This window comes from Mycobacterium sp. NPDC003449 (assembly GCF_053588415.1).
On record NZ_JBSFPX010000272.1, the window covers coordinates 1 to 7,137 of the forward strand.

1 protein-coding gene is annotated in these 7,137 nt (G+C 64.8%); it reads left to right on the plus strand.

Annotated features, from left to right (window positions below; translation table 11 throughout):
- Window positions 1-17: 17 nt before the first annotated feature.
- Window positions 18-7,137: DUF3626 domain-containing protein (locus tag ACWDTP_RS36055; RefSeq protein ID WP_450028007.1), on the plus strand; the 7,120-nt coding region annotated here is incomplete at its 3' end.

Genomic DNA, 7,137 nt, shown 5'->3' on the forward strand with positions numbered 1-7,137 from the left:
GGGTGCGCAACGAGACGATGTCGGTGATCACCGGGCAGACCGCCGATACCGCCGCACAGGAGTTCGCCAAACTCTTCGACGGTGAGTATTCGGTGGACAAGCTGGTCGAGGCGATGTCGGCGTTGGGTGAGACCGCGCGTCAGGCCGGGACTCAGGTCGAGGCGTCCAAGATCGAGATCCTGGTCGGGTTGGCGCTGGCCGCCGCCGAGATCATCTATGCGATCGCGATGGCACCGTGGACGTTCGGGGCGTCGTTGTCGTGGATTCCGCCGATCGAGACGCTGACCATGGTCGCGATCCGGGCGTTGTTCAACCAGTTGCTGCGGGCGTTGGTGCGCCGCGCGGTCGAGGCGTTGACCAAGACCACCGTATTGCGGTTGCTGCGCGAGGTCGCCCAGGAAAGCGCCGAGGAGGTCGCCGAGGAGTTGATCACCAACCTGGCGATCCAGCAGTATCAGATCGACCAGGGCCACAAGGACAGCATCGACTGGGACGATGCCGCTACCGCGGCCAAGGGCGCGGCGGCCGGTGGTGCGGCCGCGGGAGCGATCCACGGTCCGGCGTTCGGGGCGTTGGGCGGCAAGCACGGCCATGGTGGTATCGGTAACGGGTTGGCGGGGGCGGGGGCGTCCTATGCCGCTGAAGTGGGTGCCGGGGTGGTCGGTGCGGTCGCGGTGGGCGCCAACCTCGACGCGGGTGAGATCTTCGCCGGCGGGGCCCTGGGCGCGGTCTCTGGCGGGATCAACAGCTCCCACGGCGGGGGCCCCGAGGCCCCCCACGGCTCACCGGACGGCCTCGACGGTGCCAGTCACGCATTCGACCCCGACACCAAAACCCCCGACGGCAAAGGGCCCGACGGCAAATCGGACGGGGACCACGCGGACGGACCGCAAGGGGACACGAATGACCCACCACCGCCCTACCAGAAGTCTGACCCCAACGCCCCACCGCCCTATCAGAAGTCTGACCCCAACGCCCCACCGCCCTACCAACAACACCCGCCAAGCGGCTCGCCCGACGGACCCAACAGTTCGGTGTCGCAGAACACCCCCAACTCCCATACCGCCGCCACAAGCGCACCGCAACCACACACCCACGACGGATCACCAACCCCACACGCAAGCAACACGCAGAACAGCCAGGGTGGTACACAACAGGCCTCAACTGGCGGGCAATCCAATAGCGTTGTAGAACAGCATGGCTCGAGCAACGGACAGAACAGCCAACACGGTTCGCAGCAGGCCTCGGCTGGTGAGCAGTCCGGACAGGGCGGTTCGCAGCAGGCGCTAGGCGATGGACAGTCCGGACAGGGCCAGAACGGACACGGCGGCTCGCAACAATCATCGACCGGCGCGCAGTCCGGACAGGGCGGTTCGCAGCAGTCGTCGGGCGGGAGCAACGGTGACCGTGGTGGTTCACCACAGTCGACCGGTGATGGGAATACCAACCACACGGTAAATCAGCAGGACTCAGACGCCGGCCAGTCCAATTCGCAGCAGACGCCGGGTGGCGGGACCAGCACCCAGGGCGGTTCGCAGCAGTCGACCGGCGATGGGCCCAACGACGGGGCGCCCTCGCACCAAACCGAAGCACACGACCCGCAGTCGACGCCGCAGCAAGGATCCACACACACCGACAATTCGCCTTCGGCGCACCAACACTCGCAACCAACCCAGGACCCCGGCGGTGCACCGCAGCATGCAGCACCACCTCCACAGACGACTGCCAACGGATCGACAGACACCCCAGCCGGCCATGTCGACACACCGCCGCCCGTCTCACAGACACCCGCCGGCAGCCCACCCGAATCCCCCACAACCGAACACGAATCAACGACCACATCGACTCCACCGCCCGGCGACGCCGCACCGCCACCAGATCGATCACACCCAGTAGGCCAAGCACCAGACGACCAGCCGCCACACGCCAGCACGTCGCCATCCGACACCAACGACAGTTCCACCAACCAACCAACCCCGTCGCCGACCGAACCCAACACCGCAACCCCACCGCCGCCCACCAACACCTCGACCACCGCGCCCACCGCAGGCAACGCCTCGACCACCGGACCCACGACGACCGCCGGCACCCAGTCCACAACGACACCGACCCCGCTCACCCCGACAACCACACCGACCACGCGCGGCGCGCAGACCGGCCCAACGACCACACCCTCGTCAAACCCCGCCGGAGCCGCCAATCCCGGCACACCCGCGAAGCCGGCATCGGCAGGTCTTGGCGCATCGCCAAACTCGACACCAACAGCCGTGTCCACCATCGCAAGCACCACCGCCTCAGCCCCGACCCCACGCTCCACGACACAGGAACACTCCGAGACCGTGGCCGAAATGGTGCCCGTACCGCCACCACCGCCACCGCCGCTACCGCCTGTTAGCAAGCCGGCGAAGCCCAAGGTCACCAGCGGCGGGGCCCCGCCCAAACTGCGCACACCGCAGCGTGATCCGAATACCGAGGTGTCCAGCGACGAAACATGGCGCCACGACCCCGCCACGACCGCGGACTGGTTCGAGCCGCTCGACCCAGCGCCGCGCAAGGCCATCGATGACCATCGCGACGAGGCGTTCGTCCAGACCGTCGATACCGAGGTCGCTGACACGCTCTCAACGAGCACGCCCACCTCCACCGAATCGCATACCGGGTTGATTCGGTATGACCTGCGCCGAATCGAAGTGGCACCGAACAAGTTCGTGCAGGAATACACGGTCAAGTTGAACGTGACCGCCGACAACGATCCCGCCATCGGGCCCGACATTGTCGCCGACATCAAAACCAAGGTGAAGGCCGGCGTCGACAGTCTGCTCAACAACGGCAACCGTCTACCCAGCGGAGACGAGTTCCGCGTCAAGGTCGAGTTCACCGACATCGGCGCCCACGCCGCCGTCAGAATAGGCAACTTCGACGAGAACTCGCAGACCAAGTGGCGCCCGGACGCCACCGAGAGTGTGCTCGCCCACGAAATCCTGCACTACCTCGGCGTGCCCGACGAGGGCCGAGACGCACGGATCGCGCTTCGCCGGCTCGCCCAAAACTCCGGCGTGCACGACACCGACGGCGGAATGATGACGTCCGAGGTTCTGGGACACGATCCGCGGCTGCGCCCGCGGCACCTCTGGCTGGTGGAGCGCACCGTCAACAGCCAGGTCTCGGTGCCCGCGTCGCTGCTCACCTCGGCTGACAACTCACGACCACCGTCACCACCCAAAACCTTCGACGAAACCAATCAACCAGTCGAGACACGCCGCGCCCCTGGCGTTCCGCCTGAGCGGCGGGGTGTGCGGAGACAGCTCCTGAACCTGCGGGAGTTGGTGGCTCGATCGCGACGGGTGTCGGCGGCGGAACGAGCAGAGATCTTGAGTGAACTCGCCGCGGGAGACGTCCCCAGCCTGCGTCACCTGCTTGAGACCGACGACGGCCACTCGTGGTCTGACCAAGCCTACGAACGACTCAAGAGCACTTTCCCAAATGTTTCCGAGAACGACCTGCGCGAGCAGCACAAAAAGATGGTTGCGCTGCTTCAAGATTCGCGTGTCACGCTTAACTTTCCAGCACCGATTTTCTTCGACGCGAGGGTGGCGCTGGACGGCTCGACAGCACATCTGCCCAACGGGTGGGAACTAGGGACCAATCGAGACCTCTATGGGGATATACGTGACCGTGCCGAGCGGCAAATCGGATCTTACGCGCGGGAAGTTCAAGAGCAGGAGACACCATCGACGAGCGCCGCGCGTGACCGTATCAAGACCTATCTCGATAGGACGTCGCCGCAATTCACTTCGGGTGCCAGGCCCAAGTACGGTGCGTTGGACTACGCGCGCCACGCCGATGGCGGAGCCGCGGTATATGGGGGCTCTTATGTTGAATTCAAAGAGCACGTCAAGCACCGTGCCACCTTCACCCCTCGAGACTCTATGGGGTCCCTCCCGGAAGCCCGCCAGGCGACGACCTTGTTGGACATGGATAAGCTGCTTGTTCATGTTTCTCCAGACCATCTGAAGGCGATACACGACCTCGCCACCACTGGCGTCGGATTCAATTCTCCTGGCGACAGGAACAACTGGAGTTACCTCGAGGCGCAGCTGTACACGACAATCGAATATTCGCGCGATGTCGCCGCTATTTCCATCGACATGCGTGACCTTAAGAATAAGGGTCAAGAGTTCATTGACCGATTCGTGGGTCGAATCCGCCAATTCGGTGATCAGCACGGCGTTCGCGTTGAGATTCGGTCCGCTGATCAACCACCCGAGCGGGCCGCAGAACCGACCACTTCCCCACTGAGTGGCGAACCGACCGTCGACAAGGGGAAGGCCAAGGCCGCGACCGCGCTGTCGGAGCATGGGGGCGGGCCTGTTGAGCGAACCCAGGAGCCCACCGCGGATGACCCGCCGACCGAGGGTGCCGCACCAGTGGCGAACAGTGCTACCCCTGCGGACCATCCCCCTTCCCCCGATCCCGCCACGACCTCAGCGGCGGTATCAGAGGACACCGACAGACAAACGAACCCCCCGACCATGCGGGGTGTGTTGTCTGGGTTGCCGAGCGGACGTGACGCTGCTGTTGATCGCACGGATGGCGCCGATGACCCCGGTGGGTCGTCGACCGAGTCTGTCAGTGCGCCGGTGCGGGATTCGTTGCCGGTGTCGGGGCAGTCGCGTGCCGACATCGAGACCTGGATCGGCGACGTCAACAACGACGGCGACGCGTCGGTACCTCCAGCCGGCGAACGCCTGACCAACTGCGGACCCACCACGTGGGTGGTATTCGACCGCCTATCAGGAACACCCAGCTTCGGGCGGGCACACCCGATGCAACTACGCGCCCAAGACGTCGGCGAGGCAACCGGATTGCCACTGCGCACAAGCGACCCCGACGGCATCGCCGAGCAACTGCGCAGCGCAGGCACCGGGGCACACACCGTCGTGGTGGCCCAGTTCGACAACGGCGTCGCACACAGCTTCAACGCCCTCTTCGACGACAACCAGGTATGGGCCATCGACGGCCAACACGGCACCATCACCGCCTGGCCCCCCACCCTGGACCGCCCCGACAACCCCGTCACCAACTGGTTCGCCGGCACCCCCGACCCCCACGGTGAGAATCCACTGGACGATACGACCGTCACCGGCCTCGGTAATAGCAAGCCCACCACGTCAACCAGCGCGAACCCGCCAACCAGCGCCATGGCCGGCCCCGCTGTGTCGACCCATGTCTTCACGCCGTTCGGTCCAGGGGTCAAACAGCTCAACACAACTCAACATGCGGAACTAGACCTCATCGCCGACGATCTAGTGGAAAGGGCACAGCAGCAGCTCGACGCCGGACGCGGCGGCTTGCACATCCGCGCCGAAGGCGGGGGCAACGGCGGTCGGATCAGCAGAGGCGCCGACGTCGTCGGTCAGGAGCGCGCTGGTGCCACGCTGGACTACCTCCGTTCCCAGATCGGGCAGCGACTCGAGGCGGCCGGGATGGCTCGTGATGCGGTCACCGTCAGCCGCGAATCGACCTCGCGGGGGCCTGTGCTCAGGGACGAGCTGGTTGGTTCCGACGAGGAAAAGCGGCGCACTGTCGTGTTGACGGTGGAGGAACGTCTACCCGCGCGCCCGGTTGGCCCGCCGGCCGTCGGGGCAGCCGCTGCCGAAACGTCGTCTCTGCCCGAATCGATCGACGACGCCAACGAGGCATCATCCGCGCCGCACACCAGCGGTATTGCGGAAGGATCCCGGCCCGCGGACCTCAATACGTCTGCAACGCAAGATCATTTCGATGCATCCCCGGTCTCGAGTGCCGACCGGGACGAAGTACTCAGCAGGTTGGCGGCCGGCGACGTCGTCAGCCTGCTCCACGCTGGTGAGATCGGTGAACTCGAATCGGCCAGGAACACGGTACGGGACCGCCTTCGCGATTCGTTCCGCGACCGGCACGAGCATGTCGAGTCAGACCTCGAAAAGATGGTTGAACTGCTCGAGAACTCGCGTATCACCATCAACTTCCAGGTCGATGAAGCGCTTGAAACCCTACTTTCCGAGGACAGCGAAACGGCGCCGTCAAGCGAAGCAAGTCAGCGCACCTACCTCAACGCATGGCAACGAGGGGCCTTCTATTCGGAAGAGTTCGCTGACTTACGCGACGAAGCAGAGCGGATGACTGGCCAGTACGACGGCCACGAACCTCCTGTCCACGATGAATCGGCTGGAGACGTGGAAGCGCGTCGACGAGTGAACGACTACCTGTCCCGTCAATCGCCGAACTTCCAACCATCAGCGCGACCCAGTTATGGCGCACTGGATTACGGACGATCGCTCAACGGAGCTGCTCCCGGTTACGGGAGCGCGTACTTCGTCCTCAAGGAGCATGTCAAGCACCGGGCGACCTTCACCGCCAACGACTCCATGCAGGGCAACCCCACAGGTTCGACTTTCCTGGGCATGACCCAACTATTGGCGCGTACTCGAGACACCGATTTCCGCAGCATTCACCGTCTGGCCACAACGGGTGAGGGTTTCGAACACGAGAAGGCACGACGCGATCCCGACACAGGCACGGACACGAATTACCTGGAAGCTCAGATACATACGCCGATCGACTTCTTCCGCGACATCGAAGCAGTATCCATCGACCTCGACGATATGAATCGCGTCCCTAACGAGCGCCGCGCTGCGTTGAATCGGCGGCTGAGGCAGTATGCAGAGACGCATAACGTGCGCCTCGAAGTACGGCGGGGAAACGACATCGTCGCACGTGACATAGTCGCCGAGTTCCCCCGGCCTTCGTCCTCGGGTCACGCCGGCGCCAGCGCACGGTCCGACGCCGATGACGAGGTCGAATCTCCGCGCGACGAACACGACACCTCTTCGGACAGCGCGTCCGAGGACGCGGAGAGCGAAACCAATCCGACGATGTCGCAGGTGGTGTCGGGGTTGCCGGATGCACGTGACGGCGGTGGGGAGACGTCCGGTGACGGGCAGCAGGTGCAGGAATCCGCTGGTGGGCCGGTGCGGGATTCGTTGCCGGTGTCGGGACAGTCACGTGCCGACATCGAGACCTGGATCGGCGACGTCAACAACGACGGCGACGCGTCGGTACCTCCAGCCGGCGAACGCCTGACCAACTGCGGAC